Annotated in this window: 1 protein-coding gene; it reads left to right on the top strand. The window is 64.4% G+C overall.

Annotated features, from left to right (window positions below; all coding sequences use genetic code 11):
* The first annotated feature begins 378 nt into the window (after positions 1-378).
* The gene (locus ACT6Y9_RS10550) at positions 379-2,022 is read left to right on the top strand and encodes an amidohydrolase (protein ID WP_443744500.1); all 1,644 of its coding nucleotides are present in this window, start codon (positions 379-381) and stop codon (positions 2,020-2,022) included.
* The last annotated feature ends 156 nt before the right edge of the window (positions 2,023-2,178 follow it).

The raw sequence follows: 2,178 nt of genomic DNA, 5'->3' as shown, positions 1-2,178 counted from the left end.
GAAACGCCCGTGAAGCGAAAGAGGGCGATTGGATCGCGCCGTCTTCCGAGAGCAGAACGGGTCAGGATGGGGAGGAAGGGAGGTCCTGCGGATGCTGCAGATACAAAAAGACGCAGGAAAGAGCGGCCCCGATTAGCCGCTTCCGAAGAAGCGGCTTCCGCTCAATCCTGCGTCAGCTTAAATTCTACCAAAGTATTTCGTGAATTGGCGGGCGATTTTTTTGTTCGGCGTCTAGGGCGCTCTGAATTTATGTCCTATGGTTGGGCATCTTTTGCTGTGAGAACCCTGAAATTGTGGACGGATCCGCCGCAGTCTCAGGGTTCTCCCGCATTCGAGCGTAAAATAACGCCCCGCATTCACTTCTCAACAGGAGCCGCCATGGCCCGCATCCATTATCTCAACGTCTGCGCCTTTGTCGGCCGCACCGGCCGGCCGTTCCTCACCGACTTCACGGTCGAGGACGGCGTCTTCATCGGCGGGGACGATCCCGCCCCCAACGGGACCGAGATCCGGTCCGTGGACATGCGCGGGGCCTTCGTGATGCCGGCCTTCCTCGACGTGCACGCGCACCCCGAGGGGTTGGCGATGACGCTGCGCGCCACGGCCTGCACGCCGCCCGCGGTGAAGTCGATCGAGGACATGATCCGTGAGCTCAGGGCCTCGAGCGCCGCGCAGAAGGGCGAAGGCTGGATCGAAGGCTGGGGGTACGACGAAAGCCTCCTCGACGAGAAGCGTTCGCCCACCCGCGAGGACCTCGACCGCGTGAGCACGACGCAGCCCGTCTTCATCCGGCGCTCGGACTACCACAGCGCGGTGGTGAACACCCGCGCGCTTGAGCTCGCCGGCATCACCCGCGACACGCCCGATCCCGAGCGCGGCGCCTTCGGGCGCGACGCCGAGGGAAACCCCGACGGGCGCCTGATCGAGCTCGGGGCCGTGGAGTTCGTCGAGCACCACGCCAAGCCCGCGAAGACCTTTGAGAGCGACGTGGAGACGCTTCTTCTCTTGAAGGACCACTACCTCAGCCACGGCATCCTCACGACCTGCGACATGATGTGCGACCGCGGCGGCGCGGGCCACCCCGAGCCCCTTGCGCTCTACCGCGAGGCCGCCCGCCGGGGGCTTCCCGTTGAAATGAACCTCTACGCCGTCTGGAAGGGCGGGGAGGATCCCTTCGGGATGCCCGACTTCACGGAAGATGAGAAGACGGGCGCCGTGCGCTATGCCGGCGTGAAGCTCTTCGCCGACGGCTCGATCTCGGGGCGCACGGCTGCGGTGCGCAACCCCTACGTGCCGCCCGAAGGGGGCGCTCCGAACGAATACCCCTCGGGAATGATGATCCTCGAGGAAAAGACCTTCCGCGCCGCGGTTGCCTTTGCACGCCGCAACGACGTGCAGTGCGCCGTCCACATCATGGGCGACCGCTCGATCGACGCCGTGCTCGGATGGCTCGAGACCGAGACGCCCTGGCTCGAGGGCGTCCCCTCCGTGCGCCTCGAGCACGTAAGCATGCTGCGCGACGACCAGCTCGAGAAAATCGAGCGCATGGCCCTGAAGCCCGCGCTCACGACCCAGATCATCTTCCCCTTCGCCGAGTGGCGCAGCTACCGCGCCGCGTTGACGCCCGAGGACTTTGACGCCTGCTACCGCGTGAAGAGCATCGCGAAGAAAATCGACGCCTTTGCGCTCTCCTCGGACGCGCCGTGCACGACCTGGGGCGACACGGACGACGTGATGGCTTGTCTCGAGGCCGCCGTGACCCGCCGCGACTCCGACGGCGGCGTCTTCAATCCCAACGAGGCCGTCTCGATCGGCACGGCCCTTTCGCTCTATACGAGCCGCGCCGCGAAGGTGATGCCCGTCGCGGGCAGGATCGGCGTGATCGAACCCGGCGCCCGGGCGAACTTCATCACGCTCTCAGCGAATCCCTTCATGGCCGCGCCCTCGAAGCTCCATCAGATGCGCGTCACCGGCGTCTGGAAGGACGGCGAGAAGATCTACTTGAAGCCTCGGATGATGTAATTCCACTGCCCAAGCGGAGTGATCGGCTCCAGATCAATGGCAGCGATTGCTTCATCCGAGATCGCGATGCCTCGTTCATAGGTGTTGCGGTCGACAACGCAAAGCGCTCAGGACATTTGAAACGGTATTTCCTCAGGGCTACCCACAACTATGCCT

It is taken from the genome of Sutterella sp. (assembly GCF_052272535.1).
Classification (GTDB): Bacteria; Pseudomonadota; Gammaproteobacteria; order Burkholderiales; family Burkholderiaceae_F; genus Sutterella.
This window is presented reverse-complemented; position numbering and strand designations above follow the sequence as displayed.